This is a genomic window from Amycolatopsis ultiminotia (assembly GCF_039536925.1).
Taxonomy (GTDB): Bacteria; Actinomycetota; Actinomycetes; order Mycobacteriales; family Pseudonocardiaceae; genus Amycolatopsis; species Amycolatopsis ultiminotia.
The window spans coordinates 116,943-137,581 of sequence record NZ_BAAAZN010000022.1; the positions used below are offsets into that span (position 1 = coordinate 116,943).

16 protein-coding genes and 1 pseudogene are annotated in these 20,639 nt (G+C 71.1%); 7 read left to right on the forward strand and 10 right to left on the reverse strand.

Annotated features, from left to right (window positions below; all coding sequences use genetic code 11):
• Positions 1–3 precede the first annotated feature (3 nt).
• Entirely contained in the window at positions 4–609 is a 606-nt protein-coding gene (locus tag ABD793_RS36140) for a hypothetical protein (RefSeq protein WP_344867903.1), read from the reverse strand.
• 2,239 nt (positions 610–2,848) lie between these two features.
• On the opposite strand from ABD793_RS36140, the gene ABD793_RS36145 reads away from it, so the two are divergent.
• Positions 2,849–3,352 (forward strand): DUF3145 domain-containing protein, encoded by a 504-nt coding sequence (locus tag ABD793_RS36145; RefSeq protein WP_344867905.1) that lies wholly within the window; start codon positions 2,849–2,851, stop codon positions 3,350–3,352.
• A gap of 23 nt (positions 3,353–3,375) precedes the next feature.
• Entirely contained in the window at positions 3,376–3,969 is a 594-nt protein-coding gene (locus tag ABD793_RS36150; protein ID WP_344867907.1) for a hypothetical protein, read from the forward strand.
• 64 nt (positions 3,970–4,033) lie between these two features.
• On the opposite strand, the gene ABD793_RS36155 is transcribed toward ABD793_RS36150, so the two are convergent.
• From ABD793_RS36155 to ABD793_RS36175, 5 genes are all read right to left on the reverse strand, one after another.
• Positions 4,034–5,284, reverse strand: a complete 1,251-nt coding sequence (locus tag ABD793_RS36155) for a beta-ketoacyl-[acyl-carrier-protein] synthase family protein (RefSeq protein WP_344867908.1) — start codon at positions 5,282–5,284, stop codon at positions 4,034–4,036.
• 60 nt (positions 5,285–5,344) lie between these two features.
• Complete coding sequence (locus ABD793_RS36160) at positions 5,345–5,590, reverse strand: acyl carrier protein (protein WP_276362724.1); 246 nt, start codon at positions 5,588–5,590, stop codon at positions 5,345–5,347.
• Between the two features lie 72 nt (positions 5,591–5,662).
• Positions 5,663–6,646, reverse strand: a complete 984-nt coding sequence (locus ABD793_RS36165; RefSeq protein ID WP_344867909.1) for a beta-ketoacyl-ACP synthase 3 — start codon at positions 6,644–6,646, stop codon at positions 5,663–5,665.
• Positions 6,643–7,554: an ACP S-malonyltransferase gene (locus ABD793_RS36170; protein ID WP_344867910.1), complete on the reverse strand. Its 912-nt coding sequence runs from the start codon at positions 7,552–7,554 to the stop codon at positions 6,643–6,645. The genes ABD793_RS36165 and ABD793_RS36170 overlap by 4 nt, the downstream gene beginning before the upstream one ends.
• 158 nt (positions 7,555–7,712) lie before the next feature.
• Complete coding sequence (locus ABD793_RS36175; RefSeq protein ID WP_344867911.1) at positions 7,713–8,927, reverse strand: PucR family transcriptional regulator; 1,215 nt, start codon at positions 8,925–8,927, stop codon at positions 7,713–7,715.
• A 147-nt stretch (positions 8,928–9,074) separates the two neighbouring features.
• On the opposite strand from ABD793_RS36175, the gene ABD793_RS36180 reads away from it, so the two are divergent.
• The 4 genes and pseudogenes from ABD793_RS36180 to ABD793_RS36195 all read left to right on the forward strand — a co-directional run bounded on the left by ABD793_RS36180 (position 9,075) and on the right by ABD793_RS36195 (position 13,780).
• On the forward strand, positions 9,075–9,998 hold the full coding sequence (locus ABD793_RS36180; RefSeq protein ID WP_344867913.1) for an ABC transporter ATP-binding protein: 924 nt from the start codon (positions 9,075–9,077) through the stop codon (positions 9,996–9,998).
• Between the two features lie 17 nt (positions 9,999–10,015).
• The gene (locus ABD793_RS36185; RefSeq protein ID WP_344867938.1) at positions 10,016–11,209 is read left to right on the forward strand and encodes an ABC transporter permease; all 1,194 of its coding nucleotides are present in this window, start codon (positions 10,016–10,018) and stop codon (positions 11,207–11,209) included.
• A gap of 743 nt (positions 11,210–11,952) precedes the next feature.
• A pseudogene (locus ABD793_RS36190) lies at positions 11,953–12,621 on the forward strand (mechanosensitive ion channel family protein); the annotation flags it as partial.
• Between the two features lie 520 nt (positions 12,622–13,141).
• A complete protein-coding gene (locus ABD793_RS36195; RefSeq protein WP_344867914.1) occupies positions 13,142–13,780 on the forward strand; it encodes a nicotinamide mononucleotide transporter family protein in 639 nt (212 codons plus the stop codon).
• Here the strand turns inward: ABD793_RS36195 and ABD793_RS36200 are convergent.
• Together ABD793_RS36200 and ABD793_RS36205 are read right to left on the reverse strand one after the other, a co-directional pair.
• Positions 13,761–15,374 carry an L-lactate permease gene (locus tag ABD793_RS36200; protein WP_344867915.1) on the reverse strand — a complete coding sequence of 538 codons (1,614 nt, stop codon included), beginning with the start codon at positions 15,372–15,374 and terminating at the stop codon, positions 13,761–13,763. The two genes, ABD793_RS36195 and ABD793_RS36200, sit on opposite strands and share 20 nt — an antisense overlap.
• A gap of 217 nt (positions 15,375–15,591) precedes the next feature.
• Positions 15,592–15,846, reverse strand: coding sequence for a hypothetical protein (locus tag ABD793_RS36205; protein ID WP_344867916.1), 255 nt, complete (start codon positions 15,844–15,846; stop codon positions 15,592–15,594).
• A gap of 120 nt (positions 15,847–15,966) precedes the next feature.
• On the opposite strand from ABD793_RS36205, the gene ABD793_RS36210 reads away from it, so the two are divergent.
• Positions 15,967–16,281, forward strand: a complete 315-nt coding sequence (locus ABD793_RS36210; RefSeq protein WP_344867917.1) for a nuclear transport factor 2-like protein — start codon at positions 15,967–15,969, stop codon at positions 16,279–16,281.
• Positions 16,282–16,314: 33 nt separating this feature from the next.
• Here ABD793_RS36210 and ABD793_RS36215 read toward each other — a convergent pair whose 3' ends face one another.
• Positions 16,315–17,526, reverse strand: coding sequence for an alpha-hydroxy acid oxidase (locus tag ABD793_RS36215; protein ID WP_344867919.1), 1,212 nt, complete (start codon positions 17,524–17,526; stop codon positions 16,315–16,317).
• A 107-nt stretch (positions 17,527–17,633) separates the two neighbouring features.
• Positions 17,634–20,429 (reverse strand): pyruvate dehydrogenase (acetyl-transferring), homodimeric type, encoded by a 2,796-nt coding sequence (gene aceE, locus ABD793_RS36220; protein ID WP_344867920.1) that lies wholly within the window; start codon positions 20,427–20,429, stop codon positions 17,634–17,636.
• Positions 20,430–20,639: the final 210 nt, after the last annotated feature.

Sequence of the window (20,639 nt, forward strand, 5' to 3'; positions counted from 1 at the left end):
CGTTCAGGAGGGCAGCGACAGGTCCAGCGCGCCGTTCGCGGCACGGGCAAGGCCCGGATCGTCCGGAGTGGACGGTCCAGGGGTCCAGACCACCTGGACCAGCCGCACGCCCTTGCCCTCGATCTTGCTGGCGTAGGCGGCGCCGTCGAACTGCGGTGCGGCATTCGGCCACTTGCCGGTCTCGGTGGCGACGTCGAGGATTCCGCCGCCGCCCGGGTTGTCCGCGATTTCCTTGAAGTGGGAGGCCTGTGCGGAGTCGGCGAACTCCACCACGGCGACGGTGACCGCGGCGGGCCGCCCGTCCACCTCGGCGGTGTAGCTCGCCCGGCGGACCGCGGAGCAGCTCGTCTGCTGGAGGCTGGCCTGGACGTCGCCGAAGGCGTGCGAGGCACAGCGCTGGTCGGCACTGCTCGCCAGCGGCTGGAAACCGAGACTCGGCGTCGCGCTGCTCGGCGGTGCGCTGCTGGACGGCGCGGCGCTGCTCGCCGGAGCCGCACTGCTGACCGGCGCTGCCGCAGTCGTCCCGTCGTCGGCACCGCCGCCACTCGTCGCGACGACCACCGCGGCCGCCACGAGCACCACCAGCAACGCGATCGCGGCGAGCGGCACCCACCGCACCGTCCGCGACTGTCCAGGTCGCCCGGGTTCCCCGGCCGCGGCGACCCCGGCAGCGGCCGGGACCGGTGCCGGGCGGGGGGAAGGCGCACCCGCCGCAGCCCCGGCCGAGACCGGTGCCGGACGCGGCGAGGGCCGTCCACCGCCCGCCGCCGACCCCGGCGATTCTCCGCCCCCTGCCCGAGGAACGGACTGATCGTCGTCCCGCAATCGAGGAACGGACTCAGTCGGCCGACCATCCGCCGACGACCCGGCCGACTGACCCGCGAACGGTGAACCACCCGAAGTGCCGGGTCCCGCGGCAGCCCGTGCCCCGGACCCCGACGACGCCGAGGCGACCGGACCGTTGGGCGCAGCGGCTCGAGCCCCGGCGGCCTGAGCCCCGCTCGCCGAGCCCGATGCAGCGGCAGCGGAGCGGGAAGGTGCGGCGGCCTGAGCCCCGGTCGCCGCGGCGGCCGACCCGGTCGAGCGGCCGGAATCCGAGGCAGCCGCAGTGCCGGGAGCTGCCGCAGTCTGGCCCGCCCCCGCCGAGCCCGGTGCGCCACCGGCACCGCTGGAAGACGTCGCGGCCCGAGAGTCGAGCGGCGCGGTCGCCCGAGCCCCGGTTGCCCCGGTTGCCCCGGTTGCCCCGGTTGCCCCGGCTGTCGGATTATCGGGTGTCCGGGTTCCGGGTGCCGGCATTTTCTCCGTGGGGGATTCCACTGATTCGGTCGGCGCGTCGGAGAGGGCCGGAGACTCGTCCGGGGTGGGGGACTCCGGTGCCGGCGTCGGGATGGGTGCGATCGGCGGGATCACCGGCGGTGGAGGTGGCACGGACACGATCCGCGGCCGGGCGATCGCGGGGCGCCCCGGTTGCGGGGCCGGTGCGGACCGGTGGGCGGTACCGGCGCTGGGGGAAGTGGCCTCGCCTGGGCGGTTTGCGCCGGTCCGGGAAGTGGTGTCGGCGGGGTTCGTGCTGGTTGGGGAGCCGGTGTCGCCTGGGCGCGCCGCGTTGGTGGGGGAAGTCGTGTCGGCGGGGTGGGTCGCGCTGGTCGGGGGAGTGGTGTCGCCTGGGTGGGTTGCGGGAGTGGCGTTGCGAGGGAAAGGGGCCGGGGTCGGAGGTGTCGCCGGTCGGTTGGCGGGGCCGGTGGCGGTGGCCGTGGCGCCTGGGTTGCGGGCTGCGGCACCGGCACCAGCCGCGGCTGCAGCGGCCGTACCGGCGGCTGCAGCACCGGCCGTATCGGCACCGGCTGCACCGGCACCAGCCGCGGCCGTACCGGCACCAGCCGCGGCCGTACCGGCACCAGCCGCGGCCGCACCGGGGGCGTGGCCGGTGCCGGGGGTGGACCGGCCGGTCCTGGGTGCGCGAGTGGGGGCTGGGGACGGGGTGTCGTCGGCGAAGCGGACGAATCCTTCGCCCAGCAGGGTCTCGTCCGACAGGTCCTGGGTGTCCGGGGCGAGTGCGGCGATCAGGGTTCGTGCCTGGTCGATGGAACGGGGGTGCCGGGCGGTCGCGAGGGAGACGGTCGCCGCGAGCATTGCCGTCGGGGTCGGGTGCAGGACGCGGACCGGGCCTGCCAGGTCGCCCGGTGGCTGCTCGACCGTCTCCACGTACGGGCCCACCGCGATGATCGTGCCGACCGGGCCGCCGCCCAGTTCCGCGATCCGGCGTTCGCAGTCCTGTGCCAGGTCGAGTGATTCGGTGGCCGGGTTGACCGCGTCGTCGCCGTGTACCAGTGGCCAGCCGTCGGCCTTCCACGGACCGCTCAGCGGGGCTTCCAGGCGCAGCGCCGGATCGGGCAGGTCGACGCCGATCACGATCAGCACGCCGGCAGGCAGCAGCACCACCGCTTCCACCGGGCGGTCCCCGGTCGGGCGTGCCCCGACCAGCGCGACGCCGCCGATCACGGTGCTCCCCCTGCCGAGGGAGGCCAGCGCAGCCCGCACGTCCTCCGCGACGCGCGAGGGCTGCTGCCCGAGGCGGATCAGTCGCACCGAAACCCTCCCTCACCCGTCCGTTTCCGGTGCCCCACGCTAGCGTGCCGGAGCGCTGGGACCGTGGTAAACGCGCACGCGTCGGCGTGGCTCACCTCAACGGGGGGTCGCGTGCGACTTGTGGTGTTCGTGTGGCCAAACCGCACTGCTGGGGTGCAGAATGTGCTACACAGTCGGGGTAGCCGCGGTGGCAGGCAGCCTGCGCAGTTCGAGAGGTCGTAGGGGAAGACGTCCCTCGTCGAACAAGCGGAGGTCAGCAGTGAGCACCCGTGGCAACACCCGAGGCGTGGTGTACGTCCACTCGTCGCCGTCTGCGGTATGTCCGCACGTCGAGTGGGCCATTTCGGGCACCCTGGGTGCCCGTGTCGAGCTGAAGTGGACGGCCCAGCCGGCCAGTCCCGGACAGCTGCGTGCCGAGTGCAGCTGGCGCGCGCCCGCGGGCACCGGCGCCAAGCTGGTCGCCGCGCTCAAGGCGTGGCCGATGCTGCGCTTCGAGGTCACCGAGGAACCCAGCGCAGGCGTCGACGGCGAGCGGTTCTGCTTCGCCCCCGGCCTCGGCCTGTGGCACGGCCGCACCAGCGCCAACGGCGACATCGTGGTGGGTGAGGACCAGCTGCGTGCCCTCGTCAGCATGACCCGCGGGGGTGAGTCGCTCGCGCACAAGCTCGACGGACTGCTCGCCGCTGCGTGGGACGAAGCGCTCGAGCCGTACCGGCATGCGGGCGACGGCGCCCCGGTCACCTGGCTGCACCAGGTCGGCTGATGCGGGGCGGTACCCTCACCCGGGTGAGCGCCCAATCGCCGTCCCGTCAGCGGTGGCTGATCCCCGTGCTCGTGGTCGTGCTGTCCGTCACCGTGGCCGGGGGCCTGCTCGCGCGGGAGCTCTACCACGGCGCCGGCGAGCAGGCGGACGCCATCGCCCCGATCACCGTGCCTCCGTCCACCTCGGACGAACCGCGCGAGGAACCGGGGCCGCCCCGCGTCGAGATCACCCCCGATGTGGCCAACCATCCGCAGGACGAGGTCGTGCGCGGGGTGCTGCAAGCCTACTTCGACGCGCTGAACTCGAAGGACTACCAGGCGTGGTCGGAAACCGTCAGCGACGCGCGGCGGGACCAGACGACGCTGGCGGACTGGAAGCGCGATTTCCAGTCCACGAAGGACGGCAGCATCCTGCTGTACCGCATCGAACCGGGCGCGCAGAACTCGCTGCGGGTGCTCGTCGGGTTCACCAGCACCCAGTCGCTCAACGAGGCGCCGGTGAACTTCCAGTACCCGTGCATCCGCTGGCGGCTGGTGCTGCCGATGAAGTTCGAACGCGGCGCGTACCGGATCGACGCCGTCGACTCCGGTACCACCACCGAACACGAGCGCTGCTGAGACCACGCGAAAAGGGCCCCTCCCCGGACTCGGGGAAGGGCCCTTCTTCGTTGCTCGGGCAGCGTCAGGACGCAGGGACGAACAGCAGTGCGGTGTTGTGCCCGCCGAAGCCGAACGAGTTGCTGATCGCCGCGGTCAGCTCGACCTTCCGGTTCTCGCCCGACACCACGTCGAGCTGCACCTTCGGGTCGAGGTCGGTCAGGTTCAACGTCGCAGGCACCACGCCCTCGTGCAGGCTGAGGACGGTGGCGATGCCTTCCACCGCACCGGCCCCGCCGACGAGGTGGCCGAGCGCGCCCTTCGGGGCGGTGACCACCGGGTGGTCACCGATCGCCGTCCGGATCGCGGCCGCCTCGCCGATGTCACCCACCACTGTGGACGTCGCGTGCGCGTTGACGTGGCCGATGTCCGAAGGGGACAGTTCGGCCATGGTCATCGCAGCGCGCATCGCCGCGATCTGGCCGATGCCGTCCGGGTGGTTGCCGGTGATGTGGTAGGCGTCGGAGGTGATGCCGTAACCGGCGAGCTTCGCGTAGATCCGCGCGCCGCGGGCCTTGGCGCGGTCGGCCCGCTCCAGCACGACCACGCCGGAGCCCTCGCCGAGCACGAAGCCGTCGCGGCTGACGTCGAACGGCCGGGACGCGGCCGCCGGATCGTCGTTGCGGGTCGACACCGTGCGTGCCTGGGCGAACCCGCCCAGGGTGATCGGGTGGATGCACGCCTCGGTACCGCCCGCGACCACCACATCGGCCCGGCCGGACCGGATCATCTCGAAGCCGTTCGCGATGCCCTCGGCGCCGGAGGCACACGCCGAAGCGGGCGAGTGCACCCCTGCCCGTGCCTTCAGGTCGATGCTCACGTGTGCCGCGGGGCCGTTGGGCATCAGCATCGGCACGGTCAACGGTGACACCTTGCGAAGACCCTGCTGGTGCAACAGCTCGTTCTGGGACAGCAGGGTGACCGGGCCGCCGACGCCGGTACCGAGGGACACCCCGAGGCGTTCCGGTTCGACGTCGGTGTGCTCGTCGGTCTGCTCGGCGAACCCGGCGTCGGACCACGCCTGGCGGGCGGCGATCAACGCGACCTGCTCACAGCGGTCCAGCCGGCGGGCCTGCACCCGCGGCAGGATCTCCGTCGGCTCGACGGCGAGCGTAGCGCCGATCTGCACCGGCAGGCCCAGTTCCTCGACCCAGTCCGCCTCGAGCCTGCGGATCCCGCTGCGGGCGGTCAGCAGGCCGTCCCAGGTGGATGCGACGTCTCCGCCCAGCGGAGTGGTCGCACCCATGCCGGTGATCACGACGTCGATGTTGCTCATGGAGAGTCTCCCCAAGGTCGGCTCCGGGCCGGGACACCCCGGCCCGGGTACGAAGAGGACTTACTTCGCGTTGGCGGACACGTAGTTCACCGCATCGCCGACGGTCTTCAGGTTGGCGAGCTCGTCGTCCGGGATCTTGACGCCGAACTTGTCCTCGGCCTGCACGGCGATCTCGACCATGGACAGCGAGTCGATGTCGAGGTCGTCCACGAACGACTTCTCGGCGGTGACGTCGTCCTGAGCCACCCCGGCCACCTCTTCGACGATCTCGGCGAGGCCGGCGAGGATCTCAGCGTTGTCAGCCATCGGTGTTGTTCCCTTCTCGGTTCTTACTGGAGGTCCGCTCGCGGGCACGGCGCCCGCGGGCGAAGTATTCACTCAGGGCAGCACGAAGACCTGCCCGGCATAGGACAATCCGGCACCGAAGCCGACCGCGAGCACCACGTCGCCGGGTTTCACGGTGCCCGCCTTGCGCATGTGGTCCAGCGCCAGCGGGATCGAGGCGGACGAGGTGTTGCCGGAGTACTTGATGTCGTCGGCCACCACCAGGTCCTCGCGGGCACCCGCGGCGCGCAGCTTCTTCGCGATCGACTCCACGATCCGCAGGTTCGCCTGGTGCGGCACCAGCACGTCCACATCGGAGGCCTGCAGTCCGGCCGCCTCCAGCGCGCGCAGCGCGATCGGCGCGATCTGCGTGGTCGCCCACCGGAAGACCGACTGGCCCTCCTGGTAGATGTACTTGTGCTCGCGCATGTAGATCAGGTCGACCAGATCGCCTGCGCTGCCCCATACGACCGGGCCGATGGACGGCTCGTCGGCCGCGCCGACCACCGCCGCGCCCGCGCCGTCGGCGAAGATGATCGCGTTCGCCCGGTCGGTGGGGTCGATCGAGTCGGTGAGCTTCTCGGCGCCGATCACCAGTACCTTCCTCGCCGAACCCACCCGGATCAGGTCGGAGGCGAGGCCGAGGCCGTAGCAGAACCCGGCGCACGCGGCGTTGAGGTCGAACGCACCGGGGCTCGTGATGCCGATCCGCGCGGCGACCTGTGCGGCCGCGTTCGGGATCTGCGAAGGCATGGTGCAGTTGGGCAGGATCACCGTGTCCACTTCGGACGGCTCGACGCCGGCGTCGGCCAGCGCCGCGGTGCCTGCCGCGACCGCGAAGTCGACCAGCAGCTCGTCCTTCTCCGCGAACCGGCGTTCGATGATGCCGACGCGATCGCGGATCCACTGGTCGTTGGTGTCCATGAGCTCGGAGAGGTCGTCGTTGGTCACGACCTTGTCCGGCTGGTGGCTGCCGAACCCGAGGATGCGGGTGCCGGCGGCGCCGGTGGTCTGGCGCAGGCGGTGACGGTCGGTCACTGGGCGTCCTCCTCGCGCAGCGCGGCCAGTTCGGCCGGCGACTTCAGCGCGGTGGTAGTGGTGACGACGCCCTTGAGCTGCCGCCGGACCAGTCCGGTCAGGGTGCCCGCGGGCGCGAGTTCGACGGTGTGGTCCACGCCGAGCGAGGTGAGGCCTGCCATGGTCAGGTCCCAGCGCACCGGACGGGTGACCTGTGCGACGAGCCGCCGCAGGTACTCCGCACCGCTGGTGACCACCTGGCCGTCGGCGTTGGACAGCAGCGGGCGCGCGGGGTCGGCGGGGGTGAGGCCGGCAGCGTGCTCGCGGACGGCGTCTTCCGCGGGTGCCATGTAGGGCGTGTGGAAGGCGCCTGCGACCTTGAGCGCACGGATCTTCGTGCCCTCCATCGGTTCGGCGACGATCTGCTCGATCGACTCGGCGGCGCCGGAGGCCACGATCTGGCCCGCGCCGTTGCGGTTGGCCGCGACCAGGCCCCTGCTCTCCAGCCATGCGGTGACCTCGTCCGGGTCGCCGAGCATGACCGCGGCCATCGAGGTCGGTTCCAGTGCGCAGGCCTTGGCCATCTCGGCGCCGCGCACCGCGGCCAGCGCGATCGCCTCGGCGGGGGCCAGCACGCCCGCGATCGCGGCGGCGGCCAGTTCGCCCACCGAGTGCCCGGCCACCGGCGCGTCGTCCGGCAGCGGCAGGTACTCCGCGGTGAGCAGGGAGAGCGTGACGATGAGCGGCTGTGCGACCGCGGTGTCCTGGATCTCCTCGGCGCCGGCCTCGGTGCCGAGCCGGAGCAGGTCGAGCCCGGCGCGGGCGGACCACTCCTCGACGCGCGCGCGAGCGCCGTCGAGCTCGAGCCACGGGGTGAGCATGCCGGGAGCCTGGGAACCCTGGCCGGGGGAGAGGACTGCACGTGTCACGGTGTCTATGAGACCACGGGACCACCCTCCTGCTCAGATGCGGGCGGTCACCAAGTCCGTGCGGCGTTATTGGAGGATACCTCCAAAGACCCGCCGTGGATCCCGGTCCTTAACCCAATCGCCTTGTGGGATTCAACCAGCACTTGCCGTGAAGTCCGTCACCAGAGTCCGCGGGCGCGGGCCAGCCTGCCGACGGTCAGCGCGACCCGCAGCACGAGCGCGTCGCGGGGGTCGGTGGCGTTGCGGCCGGTGATCTCGGCGGCCTTGCGGAGCCGGTAGCGGACGGTGTTCGGGTGCACGAACAGCGCCTGCGCACAGCGTTCCAGCACCCCGCCGTTGTCCAGATAGGTCTCGACGGTGCGCTGCAGGGCCACGCCCGCCTCCTCCAGCGGCCGGGCCACCTGGTCCACGAGCAGCCGTTCGGCACCGGGATCGCCGGACAGCGCGCGTTCGGGCAGCAGATCGTCCGAACGGGCCGGCCGCGGCGCACCGGGCCAGCCGACCACCGCGCGCAGCCCGGACAACGCTTCCGCCGCGCTGTGGTGCGCCTCGGCCAGTGTGGGCACGGTCGGGCCGGCGACCACCGGTCCTTCGGCGAACACAGTGGACATTCGCGACAGGATTTCGCGTTCCTTCGGCCCGCCTTCGGTGACCCCGCCGATCACGAGCACCAGCCGGGTGCCCTGCACCGACAGCAGCACCGGACGGCCGACCCTGGCGGCGCGGGCGCGGACTTCGAACACCACCGTCGGCGGGTCCTCCGACGGTGGATTGCCCACCAGCACGGTCGCCGCTCCGGCCGGATCCCAGCCCAGCGCCGCGGCACGGGAGAGCACCGCCTCCTCCGCGTCGCCGCGCACGATGCCGTCGACCACCAGCGCTTCCAGCCGGGCATCCCACGCACCACGGGATTCCGCCGCGGCCGCGTAGGAGTTCGCCGCGGCAAAGGCGATTTCCCGGCCGTAGCGGAGGATTCCCTCGATCAGCGCGGCACGTTCGGTCTCGTTCGCGGCGAATTCCGGCAGCTGCTCCTCGAACACCTCGATCGCCAGCCGGACCATGCCCACCGCCTGGCGCAGGCTGATCCAGCGGGACAGCTCGGCAGGAGCGTCGCGGAACGCCTCGGTGGTGAACTTCAGCGCCTCTTTCGAATCACGCAGCCAGCTGACGAACCCGGCCGCGCCGGCCTGCGTGATGAGCAGGACGCTGGCCCGCTGGTCGGCGGGCAGCCTGCCGAACCCCACCAGCCGCTGCTCCATGACCGCGACACTCGCGCTGGCCAGCCGCCCGGAGGCGCGCTCGAGCTCGCGCAGGGTCTTCGCGGACAGCCCGTGGTGCTTGGGTACCCGGCGCCCGCCCGTCGTGTCAGCCATGTCCTGGTGATCCTACGGGGACGGCGACCTGCAACTTTCGGCGGCGGACACGCAACCGGCGGTGGTGGGCGGGCGAGCCGGGAACTGCCTACGATCCCAGCCGTGGGTGGTGTGCATCACCCGTGAACGAGCAAAGGGGGACGGGCGATGGCAGAGCCCGGACTGGAGATCGACGGGATCTCCAAACAGTACGGCGCCGTGGTGGCGCTGCAGCGGATGACCTTCGACGTGCGCCAGGGCGAGCTGTTCGGGTTCGTCGGCAGCAACGGCGCGGGCAAGACGACCACCATGCGCATCGCACTCGGGGTGCTCAGCGCCGATTCCGGCGAGGTCCGCTACGCGGGGGAACGGATCACGCACGAGACCCGGCGGCACATCGGTTACATGCCCGAGGAGCGCGGGCTGTACCCGAAGATGAAGGTGGGCGAGCAGCTGACGTACCTTGCCCGGCTGCACGGGATGCCTCCGGCCGAGGCAAAGGCGTCGACCGAGCGGTGGACCGAACGCCTCGGGGTGGCTGCGCGCCGCGACGACGAGGTGGAGAAGCTGAGCCTCGGCAACCAGCAGCGCGTGCAGCTGGCCGCGGCGCTCGTGCACGAGCCGCGCATCCTGGTGCTGGACGAACCGTTCTCCGGCCTCGATCCGGTGGCGGTGGACGTGATGAGCGCGGTGCTGCGGGAGAAGGCGGCGGACGGGGTGCCGGTCGTGTTCTCGAGCCACCAGCTGGATCTCGTGGAACGGCTGTGCGACCGGATCGGGATCGTCCGGAGTGGACGGATGGAGGCCTGCGGCACGGTGCCGGAGCTGCGTTCCGGTGCGGGCGGTGCACCGCGGGTACTGGTCGACGCCCCCGAGGCACCGGAAAACTGGGCGGCCGGGCTGCCGGGGGTGCGCGTGCTGGGCCGCAAGGGTGCGGTGACCGAGCTCGAACTGGGTGCCGGCGCGGACGACCAGACGGTGCTGCGCGCCGCGCTGGCGACCGGGCCGGTGCGGGAGTTCACCCGCAAGCAGCCGTCGCTGACCGATCTGTTCCGTTCCGTCGTGACCGAGCACCAGGAGGCGGCCGCGTGAGCACGCCCGATGTCCGGATGAGCCCGGCGTCCGCGGTCGGCCTGGTGGCCTCCCGTGAGATCAGCACCCGGCTCAAGTCCAAGGCCTACCGGATCACCACGCTGGTGATGCTGATCCTCGTCGTCGCAGTCGTGGCGGTGTTCAAGCTCATCGGCGGCGGTGGCGGCGCGGACGTGACGGTCGGCTACCTGCCGTCCGCGGCCCCGCTGGCCGCGCCGTTGACCGCGACCGCGAAGACACTCGACGAGGAAGTCGCCACCCAGCAGGTACCCGACCGTGCCGCCGGCGAGGCGAAGCTGCGGGACGGTTCGTTCGACGCGCTGCTGGTGCAGGACGCGCAGCGGGTGCATGTCCAGGTGAACAAGACCCTCGACGCGAAGCTGAAGAACGCGCTGACCGTGCTCGCCGGGCAGGTCGCGCTCGATCAGCAGATCATCGGCCTGCACGGCGATCCGGCCCAGGTGCGCCAGGCGATGGCGAGCGCGTCGGTCGACGAGCTGCCGCCGCTGGAGAAGCCCTACGACTACGACAGCCAGCAGCTCGTGCTGGGCATCGTCGCGGGCATCCTGATCTATTTGTCGCTCATGCTCAACGGCCAGATCGTGGCGCAGGGGGTGGTCGAGGAGAAGACGTCACGGGTGGTCGAACTGCTGTTGTCCACCATCAAGCCCTGGCAGCTGATGACCGGGAAGGTGCTTGGCATCGGTACCGTCGGGCTGCTCCAGATGCTCGCGATCGGGGTGGTCGGCCTTGCCGCCGGCCTCGGTTTCGGGGTGCTGACGATTTCGCTGTCGGCGGCCGTCGGCACCGTGGTGTGGCTGATCGTCTGGTATCTGCTCGGGTTCTTCATGTACTCGATCGTGTTCGCCGCACTGGGTGCACTGGTCTCGCGCCAGGAGGACGTCGGCGGCACCACGATGCCGGCGCTGATGCTGGTGATCGCCGGGTACGTGGTGGGCATTTCGGTGCTGCCCTCGGATCCGTCGAACTCGTTCGCCGAGGTGCTGTCGGTGATCCCGGTCTTCGCCCCGACCCTGATGCCGATGCGGCTCGCGATGGGCGGCGTCCCGGTCTGGGAGGCGGTGGTCTCGGTGGGGCTGGTGGTGCTGCTGATCCCGGTGCTGATCTGGCTGGCCGCCCGGATCTACCGCAACGCCGTCATGCGGACCGGAGCCAAGGTCAAACTCCGCGACGCACTGCGGGCCGCCTGAGCTCTTCCGGCCGCCCGGGTGGCGGTCGGGTCGGGTGCCGGCTGGGGCCGGTCGCTGTCGCGGGGACATCCCTCGACAGCGACCGGCCCCGTTTCGGCACCGGGGTTCCGCACGGCCGGGCCGGTGTTTCCGCGTCCGTGGCCGTCCCGCTCGTGGCTACCTCGTCCGTGGCCGTCCCGCTCGTGGCCACCTCGTCCGTGGCCGTCCCGCTCGTGGTCACCTCGTCCGTGGCCATCCCGCGCCCGTGGCCACCTCGCCCGTGGTCACCTCGCTCGCGGCTACCGGCGGCAGTGCGTGCCGGCCGGGTTACCGTCACGGGTGTCGGTAATGTCCGGAATCGGGAGGGTCCCGCCGGGGCGGTGGATTGCCGCGGAATGCCGAATTTCCCGGCCGTGACCGCATTCGGAGTCACAGCTCCACCTTTGCCCTGGAGTGCGCCGGTACGGCTATCGGCATGATCGCCGGGTGAACTCGGCCTGGCCGAGCGGAAAACGCGAACAGTATTCGTGCGGCAACCGCCGGTATCGCGGTCGAATATCTGCCGGAAATGCTCGAGGCCGCCCGGCGCTGAGCGGTTTTCGCTGCGCCGGACGGCCTCGTCTCCCCGGTCCCCACCGGTAGGACAAGTATGGCCGTGGTTGATCTTCCCGCGCCAGTCGTCTCACTCGATCGTGGTGCGCAGCACCGGTGTCGGCTGGGTACCTGTCCTGCATCCACAGCGAAACACGGCGAAGGGAGCCAGCGTGGGTGAGCAGCTGAAGGACGGATTGGGGCAGGCCTGGAATCTGGTGGCCACGTTCGTCCCGAAACTCGTGGGCTTTCTGATCATCCTGCTGATCGGCTGGTTGATCGCGAAAGCCGTGTCCAAAGGGCTGGAGCTCGTTCTCGGAAAACTCGGTTTCTCCCGGCTGGTGGAGAAGACCGGGCTGACCGGAATGCTGAAGCAGGCGAATCTCGACGCCACCACGATCCTGGTGAAACTCGTCTACTTCTTCATTCTGCTGATCGCGCTGCAGCTGGCATTCGGGGTGTTCGGGCAGTCGAATCCGGTCAGCCAGCTGATCAACGACATCATCGCGTTCCTGCCGCGGATCGTCGTCGCGCTGGTGCTCATCGTGGTGGCCGCCGCGATCGCGAAAGTGGTGCGCGACGTGGTCACCTCGGCGCTGGCGGGCCGGTCCGCCGGACGGCTGCTCGGCACGATCAGCTACTGGCTGATCATGGCGTTCGGCATCATCGCTGCGCTGGGCCAGGTGAACATCGCGACCGCGGTGACCGGACCGGTCCTGGTCACGGTGCTCGCGACGATCGGCGGGGTGATCGTCGTCGGCTTCGGCGGCGGCCTGATCAAGCCGGCACAGGAACGCTGGGGCGGCTGGCTGAACAACCTGCAGGGCCAGCTCGGTTCCGGCGGCGCGGTGTCCGGCCAGGTCGGCGGCCAGTCCCAGGCGGGCGCGCACCAGGCCGCGAGCCAGACCGCGGCGTACCCGGCAGGCACCCAGGCACCTGCCGGGACCGGCCAGGCGGGGACCGGTCAGCCCGGGACCGGCCAGCCGGGCGCGCACCAGTCCGGTACGCAGTCGTCCGCCGGGACGTCCCAGCCGGGGGCGCACGAGTCCGGTGCGCAGCCGCCCACCGGGGGGTACCCCTCCGGCGGTCAGTCCGGGACGCTCCCGCCCACCGATCCGTACCGCCCCGGCACCCAGCCCCCGCCGGGCGCCGGACGGTCCGACGAGCCGCCGACGCCGCCGTCGGGGTTCGATCCCGGCGGTCGCTGACGCGGTCGTGCTCCCGGCGGAGGTCCGGTGCCCGGTTCGGGTACCGGACCTCCGCCGTTCCACCGGCTGGGACTGTCCGGTGTCTCACATCCGCGAGGGAATGGCTCCGCCGTGGCGCATGTTGGGAGGCGTAGATCGGAAGGGGTGGGCGGACGTGGATTTCCTGCTGCACCACGGCGTGACCGTGCTGGGCCAGTGGATCTCGATCGCGGAGCTGGCCGGCCAGCTGTTCGCGCTCGCAGTGGTGTTCCTCGCCGAGCGTCGCACGCTGTGGACCTGGCCCGTGCAGGTGGCGGCCACCGTGCTGCTGTTCTCCGTCTACGCCTCCGCGCACCTCGGCGGCCTGGCCGGCAGGCAGATCGCCATCCTGCTCATCTCGCTCTACGGCTGGTGGCACTGGCACCGCCGCAGTGATCCGGTGTACGGCATGGTCGTGCGCAAGGGCCGGTGGACCGAGCGGGTCGCGATGCTCGCGGCGTTCTCCGTCGGCACGGTCGCGATGGCGCTCACGCTCCAGGCCCTCGACGCCTCGTGGGCGCCGTGGCCGGACGCGGCGATCTTCGTGGGCACGCTCGTCGCGTTCGCCGCACAGGGCGTCGGTCTGGTCGAGTTCTGGGGCGTCTGGCTGGTGGTCGACGCGATCGGCGTGCCGCTGCAGATCAGTTCCGGGCTGTACTTCTCGGCCGCGATCTACGTGGTGTTCGCCCTGCTGGTCGTGCACGGCTGGGTCAGCTGGAACCGATCGGCGCGCCGGGTCGGTGCACAGCAGCGGGTCACCGCAGCATCCAGCTGAGCACCGGGGTGCTCTGCCCGAGCACGATCAGGCACAGCAGCACCAGCAGTCCGACGCTCCACGGCAGCACCTTCCGCAGCAGCCGTCCCTCCTCACCGGGCAGGTGCACCGCCACGCACGCGATGGTGAGGTTCTGCGGCGAGATCATCTTGCCGAGCACGCCACCGGAGCTGTTCGCTGCCGCGAGCAGCGGGGCCGGCAGGCCGGTTTGCTGTGCGGCGGCCACCTGCAACGCACCGAACAGCGCGTTCGCCGAAGTGTCCGATCCGGACACCGCGACGCCGAACCAGCCCAGTACCGGAGAGAGGAACGCGAGCCCGGCGCCTGCCGCCGCGATGAACATGCCGATCGTGGTGGTCTGCCCGGACAGGTTCATCACGTACGCCAACGCCAGTACCCCGGACACGGTGAGGATCGCGAAGCGCAGTTCGGCCACCGTGGCGAGCCATTCCCGCACCGCGGCGCGTCCGGCGATCTTCAGCGCCGGCGCGGTGATCAGCCCGGCGAGCAGCACCAGGGTGCCGCCGGTGTTCAGGAACGGCAGTGAAAAACTGTTGCCGGACACCGCTTTTCCGTCCGGTCCGTGCACGTCCAGACCCAGCCAGTGGAACTTCCAGGTGGCCGTGTCGAGCAGGTTCTTCACCGGCGGCACCTGGGCGAGCGAGAAGATCACGATGATCAGCACGTACGGCAGATAGGCGCGCACGACCTCGCCGCGGTCGTCCCGGCGGTCGTGCGTGCCGGTCGCGGTGCCGGTGAGCACCTCGGCTCGGACCTCCGCCGGTACGGCCCGGCGGGTCGCGGGCAGCGCGACCAGTGCGGCCGCCCCGGCCAGCGCGGCGCCGATGTCGGCGAGCTGCGCGGACACGTAGTTCGAGGCGAGGAACTGCACGACGGCGAACGCGATCCCACAGGTCAGCGCGGGCAGCCAGGTTTCGCGCAGGCCGCGGCGGCCGTCCACGATGAGCACCAGCAGCAGCGGCACGAACAGGGCCAGCACCGGTGTCTGCCTGCCGACGATCGACGACACCTGGTCCAACGGCAGGCCGGTGACCTGGGCGAGCGTGACGACCGGGGTGCCCATCGCGCCGAACGCGACCGGGGCGGTGTTCGCCACGAGCGCCACCACCGCCGCCCGCACCGGGCCGAATCCGACTGCCACGAGCATCACCGCGCTGATCGCGACCGGTGCGCCGAACCCGGCGAGCGCTTCCATCAGCGCGCCGAAGCAGAACGCGATGATCAGCGCCTGCAACCGGGGATCGTCGGAGATCCGGCCGAACGAGCGGCGCAGTACGTCGAAGTGCCCGGTGTGCACGGTGAGCCGGTACACCCACAGTGCGTTGACCACGATCCACAGGATCGGGAGCAGCCCGAACACCGCGCCCTGCACGGCGCCGGACAGCGCCTGGCCGACCGGCATCCGGTAAGCCGCGATCCCCACGACGAGCGCCACCACGAGCCCGGCCACCGCGGCGTGGTGCGCCTTCGTCCGGACCACGCCGAGCAGCACGAGCACCACGGCCAGCGGCACGACGGCGACCAGCGCGGACAACCCCAGTGCACCCAGCGGAGTCAGGTCCTGCACGAACACGGCAACCTCCGGGGGGACCGGTGTTTCCGCATCACGGAAACAGCCTTTCACGAGGTGGCTGAGATAGTGGTCACATGTGCGTCGCCCCGTCAAGTCCGTGTCGTGCGTTCGGCCGAACGGAAGGTGGAGATCGGCGCCGCTCGGCGGGCGGCGCGGTCGAGCGCAGTGCCCGAGGTCGTTCGGCACCGAGGCCACGACCGGTGGCGCCGTGGTGGGATCAGGCGGCAGTGGCCGGATCGTCGAGTGCCAGCCGGCCGTCGTCGGTCAGTTCCGCGTGGGTCCACACTCCGGCGGCGACGGTCTCGCGTGGCCGGATCAGTCCTGCCCTCGCCAAGGCGTGCGCGGTCGCCTGGTCACAGCAGGGCAGTCCGTCCACCCGCAGATCGGGCTCGCGACTGCAGGTCAGTTCGGCTCGGCCGGCCGCGACCGCTCGCAACATCGCGAGCGCTCTGCCGTTCAGCGTGCTGGACATGACTTCCCCCTCCGTGCTGCCGCCGGGAAGGAGACGTGACCGCGGCCACTGAGTACGCGGATCCGGCCGGGTTCCCCCGAAAAGGTGCAGGGTCGGCGGCTCGATGCTGCACTGGGGCGCATGACCGACCAGATCGCCGACCCTGCCGTGCGCGCCTTCGTCGAAGCTCTCAACGCGGGTGACCGCACGGCGTTCCGCGCCGCGCTCACCCCGGACGCCACCATGTCCGACGACGGCACCGACCGTGACCTGACCGACTGGACCGAACGCGAGGTCTTCACCAGCAAGGGCCACCTCGACGTGGAAACCGCCGAAGACGAGGGCCGCACCTTGGTGGCGAACTACGCCAACTCGACCTGGGGTGCGATGCGGACCCGCTGGAGGTTCACCGTCCGCGACGGCAAGGTGGCCCGGTTCGAGGCGGGCCAGGCCTGATTCCGGCCGCGGGGCCGGAACCGGGGCAGCCGGTCAGCGGATCGTGGCGTGTGCGGGCCGCAGATCCGCCACCCGCCGGACGCCGAGCAGCTGCATGGTGCGCACCATCTCGGTGCGCAGGATGTCCACGCAGCGCTGCACGCCGCGTTCGCCACCGGCCATCAGGCCGTACAGGAACGCGCGGCCGACCAGCACGGCGTCGGCGCCACGGGCGAGCGCGGCCACGATGTCGCCGCCGGAGAGGATGCCGGTGTCCACCCACACCTCGGCGCCGCCCTGCACCTCGTCGAGCACGGCAGGCAGCAGCTCGATCGGCGTGGGTGCGCGGTCGAGCTGGCGGCCGCCGTGGTTGGACAGCACCACGCCGTCCGCACCACGACGCACCATCTCGCCGGCGTCGTCCACGTTCTGCACGCCCTTGATCACCAGCTTGCCCGGCCAGGTGCGGCGCACCCAGTCGAGGTCGTCGTAGTCCAGCGTCGGATCGAACAGCTTGTCCAGCAGCTCCGCGACGGTGCCGCCGAACTGGTTGAGCGAGGCGAAGTTCAGCGGTTCGGTGGTGAGCAGGTTGAACCACCAGGCCGGGTGCGTCGCCCCGTCGGCGAAGGTCTTCAGGGTCAGCGCCGGCGGGATGGTCAGGCCGTTGCGGACGTCCCGCAGCCGGGCACCGGCCACCGGGGTGTCGACGGTCAGCAGCAGGGTGTCGTAGCCGCTTTCCCAGGCCCGGTTCATCAGGTCCTCGCCCGCGCCGTGGTCACGCCACACGTAGAGCTGGAACCACTTCCTGGCCTGCGGTGCGGCGGCCGCGAGGTCTTCGATCGACGTGGTGCCCATGGTGGACAGGCCCATCGGGATGCCGTTGCGCTGTGCCACCCGGCCGACCGCGCGCTCGCCCTCGTGCTGCATCATCCGCGTGAACCCGGTGGGGGCGAAGGCGAATGGCAGTGCCGAGCGCACCCCGAGGATCTCCTTGCTGGTGTCCACATCGGACACTCCGCGCAGTACGTTCGGGTGGAATTCCACGCGCCGGTAGGCCTGCCTCGCCCTGCGCAGGCTGTCCTCGAGCTCGGCGGCGCCGTCGGTGTAGTCGAACGCCGCGCGCGGGGTGCGCTTGCGGGCGATGGTGCGCAGATCGGCGATCGTGTGCGCGGTGGCGAGCCGGCGATCGGTCGGGTTCACCACGATCGGCTTCGGCCGCAGGATCTGCTTGAGCTCGCTCGGCCGGGGCAGGCGACGCTGGGGCACGCTCGACCATCCTTCCTCAGAGGTCCGGGTGGCGCCGCGGACGGGACTCGCACGCCGGGGCCTTCCAGGACAGTCTCTGCCCTGGAAGGCCACCGGCGCGAGCGGGGTTACGCGCTACCGGAGTCGGACGTCTGCGGCCCGGCGGCCGCGATGTCGTCGATCCGGTACCGGCGCGCGGCTTCGGCGACCCTCGCCTGGTCGACCTCGCCGCGCTTGGCGAGCGCGGCCAGCGAGCCCACCGCGATCGACTCGGCGTCGACGAGGAACTTGCGCCGCGCGGCCGGGCGGGTGTCGGAGAAGCCGAACCCGTCGGTGCCGAGCGTGAGCATGTCGGTGGGCACCCACGGGCGGATCAGGTCCGGTACCGCGCGCATCCAGTCCGACACCGCCACGACCGGGCCGCTGACCTCGGAGAGCTTCTGCGTGACGTAGGGCACCCGCGGCGTCTGCTCCGGGTGCAGCAGGTTCTCGTGGTCGATCTCGACCGCGTCGCGGCGCAGCTCGCCCCACGAGGTGGCCGACCACACCGCGGCCCGTACGCCCCAGTCTTCGGCCAGCAGCCGCTGCGCCTTCAGCGCGTCCGGCATGGTCACGCCGGAGACCAGGATCTGCACTTGCGCCCCGTCGCCCTCGGGTGCCTCCGCGTACCGGTAGAGGCCCTTGAGCAGGCCGTCCACGTCGAGGTTCTCCGGTTCGGCAGGCTGCTGGTACGGCTCGTTGTAGATCGTCATGTAGTAGAAGACGTTCTCGCCGTTGCCGTTCGGCCCGGCCTCGCCGTACATCCGGCGCAGCCCGTCCCGCACGATGTGCGCGATCTCGAACGAGTAGGCCGGGTCGTAGGCCACCACGGCCGGGTTGGCCGCGGCCAGCAGCAGCGAGTGCCCGTCCGCGTGCTGCAGGCCCTCACCGGTCAGCGTGGTGCGGCCCGCGGTGGCACCGAGCACGAAACCGCGTGCCATCTGGTCGGCCGCCGCGTACAGGCCGTCGCCGGTGCGCTGGAACCCGAACATCGAGTAGAAGATGTAGATCGGGATCATCGGCTCGCCGTGCGTGGCGTAGGAGGTGCCGACCGCGGTGAACGACGCGGTGGAACCGGCCTCGTTGATGCCCTCGTGCAGCAGCTGGCCCTTCTCGGACTCCTTGTAGGCCAGCATCAGGCTCGCGTCGACCGAGGTGTAGGTCTGGCCGTGCGGGTTGTAGATCTTGGCCGTGGGGAACATCGAGTCGAGACCGAAGGTGCGCGCCTCGTCCGGGATGATCGGCACCACCCGCTTGCCGATCTCGGAGTCCTTGGCCAGCTCGCGGACCAGCCGGACGAACGCCATCGTGGTGGCGACTTCCTGCTTGCCGGAGCCCTTGCGGATGCCCTCGTAGACCTTGTCGCCGGGCAGCACGAGCGCCTTCGCGGCCTTCGGACGGCGTTCCGGCAGGAAGCCGCCGAGCGCCTTGCGGCGGCCGATCATGTACTCGATCTCCGCGGAGTTCGCGCCGGGGTGGTAGTACGGCGGCAGCTTCGGATCGCGCTCCAGCTCCTCGTCGCTGATCGGGATCCGCTGTGCGTCCCGGAACAGCTTGAGGTCGTCGAGGGTGAGTTTCTTCATCTGGTGCGTGGCGTTGCGGCCCTCGAACGCGGGGCCGAGGCCGTAGCCCTTGATCGTGTGCGCCAGGATCACCGTCGGCTGGCCGTGGTGCTCCATCGCCGCCTTGTAGGCGCCGTACACCTTGCGGTAGTCGTGGCCGCCGCGCTTGAGGTTCCAGATCTCCGCGTCGGTGAGGTCCTTGACCAGGTCCTTCGTCCGCGGGTCGCGGCCGAAGAAGTGCTCGCGGACGAAGGCGCCGTCGTTGGCCTTGTAGGTCTGGTAGTCGCCGTCCGGGGTGACGTTCATCAGGTTGACCAGCGCGCCGTCACGGTCGGCCGAGAGCAGCGAGTCCCATTCGCGGCCCCAGATGACCTTGATCACGTTCCAGCCCGCGCCGCGGAAGTACGATTCGAGCTCCTGGATGATCTTGCCGTTGCCGCGCACCGGGCCGTCGAGCCGCTGCAGGTTGCAGTTGATCACGAAGGTCAGGTTGTCCAGGCCCTCGCCCGCGGCCACGTGGATCAGGCCGCGCGATTCCGGCTCGTCCATCTCGCCGTCGCCGAGGAAGGCCCACACGTGCTGGTCGGAGGTGTCCTTGAGACCGCGGTCGCGCAGGTAGCGGTTGAACCGCGCCTGGTAGATCGCGTTCATCGGGCCCAGGCCCATGGACACCGTCGGGTTCTCCCAGAACTCCGGCATCAGCCGCGGGTGCGGGTACGACGGCAGGCCGCCGCCCTCGCCCGCGTGGCTGTACTCCTGGCGGAATCCGTCGAGCTGCTGCTCGGAAAGCCTGCCCTCGAGGAACGCGCGGGCGTACATCCCGGGTGAGGCGTGCCCCTGGAAGAAGACCTGGTCCCCGCCGCCGGAGTGGTCCTTGCCGCGGAAGAAGTGGTTGAAACCGACCTCGTACAGCGCGGCGGAGGAGGCGTAGGTGGAGATGTGCCCGCCGACGCCGACGCCGGGCCGCTGCGCCCGGTGCACCATGATCGCCGCGTTCCAGCGGATGTAGCGGCGGTAGCGGCGCTCGATCTCCTCGTCACCGGGGAACCACGGTTCGTTCTCGGTGGGGATCGTGTTCACGTAGTCGGTGGACGTCAGGGCCGGGACACCGACGTTGCGCTCGCGAGCGCGCTCCAGGATGCGCAGCATCAGGTACCGGGCGCGCTGCCGGCCTCCGCGGGCCAGCGCCTCGTCGAAGGAGTCCAGCCACTCGGCGGTCTCCTCCGGGTCGATGTCGGGCAGGTGCGCCGCGAGTCCGTCACGGATGACGCGTACGCGTGCCGGGGTCTCCTTGCCGGAGGCGCCGTCGTTCTGCGGGGCCAAGGGGTCTCCTTGAGGCTGGTGATAGCTGGTCGTGCTGGTGGGCGGGAGTGTTCGCCGACGGCTGTGGTCGGCCCCGGCCCGGCTCCCGTCACCTTTACTGTCCGGTAACAAGGGTCGCCCCGAGTGCACCACTCCCCGTGCGCGGTGTATCGCGCGCGCGTTTTTCTCCTCCCACCCTAGAGGAGAGGGTGTCCGGGGGTGCCGGAGAGG

What these genes read in the sequence shown, in the direction of transcription:
- ABD793_RS36155 (WP_344867908.1), bottom strand. Translation starts at nt 5,284, where the DNA reads ATGAGCAACATCGACGTCGTGATCACCGGCATGGGTGCGACCACTCCG.
- ABD793_RS36160 (WP_276362724.1), bottom strand. Translation starts at nt 5,590, where the DNA reads ATGGCTGACAACGCTGAGATCCTCGCCGGCCTCGCCGAGATCGTCGAA.
- ABD793_RS36175 (WP_344867911.1), bottom strand. Translation starts at nt 8,927, where the DNA reads ATGGCTGACACGACGGGCGGGCGCCGGGTACCCAAGCACCACGGGCTG.
- ABD793_RS36180 (WP_344867913.1), top strand. Translation starts at nt 9,075, where the DNA reads ATGGCAGAGCCCGGACTGGAGATCGACGGGATCTCCAAACAGTACGGC.
- ABD793_RS36185 (WP_344867938.1), top strand. Translation starts at nt 10,016, where the DNA reads ATGAGCCCGGCGTCCGCGGTCGGCCTGGTGGCCTCCCGTGAGATCAGC.
- ABD793_RS36205 (WP_344867916.1), bottom strand. Translation starts at nt 15,846, where the DNA reads ATGTCCAGCACGCTGAACGGCAGAGCGCTCGCGATGTTGCGAGCGGTC.
- ABD793_RS36210 (WP_344867917.1), top strand. Translation starts at nt 15,967, where the DNA reads ATGACCGACCAGATCGCCGACCCTGCCGTGCGCGCCTTCGTCGAAGCT.